The following is a 294-nucleotide window of genomic DNA, read 5'->3' on the forward strand; positions in this document are numbered from 1 at the left end:
CCCCGCATCTGCGAGAATCGACCCAGCTGATCCCGATAATAGCTGTCGTCCGACTGATTGGCCGTCGCCAGATGCGTATAGACCCCCGCCACCTCGATGTCGCGCGCGCGCAGCCAAGGCGCGAGCGCCGCAGGCCGATCCGGCCCATGCCGGTATCCAGCTTGAGGTGGACCTGCAGCGGCTCGCTGCTCCGCTTGCTGGCGCGCATCTCGCGCAGCCAGGTGGCCTGGAACACCGGCACCGCGATCCGGTAGCGCGCCGCGCGGTCCGCCTCGGACGGATGCGGCGGCGTCA

The 294-nt window shown here is 70.1% G+C and carries 1 protein-coding gene; it reads right to left on the bottom strand.

Annotated elements, in window-relative coordinates; all coding sequences use genetic code 11:
- Window positions 1-294: alanine racemase (locus tag PA598K_RS09155; RefSeq protein ID WP_185601764.1), on the bottom strand; the 294-nt coding region annotated here is incomplete at both ends.

Source organism: Paenibacillus sp. 598K, assembly GCF_003851045.1.
Classification (GTDB): Bacteria; Bacillota; Bacilli; order Paenibacillales; family Paenibacillaceae; genus Paenibacillus_D.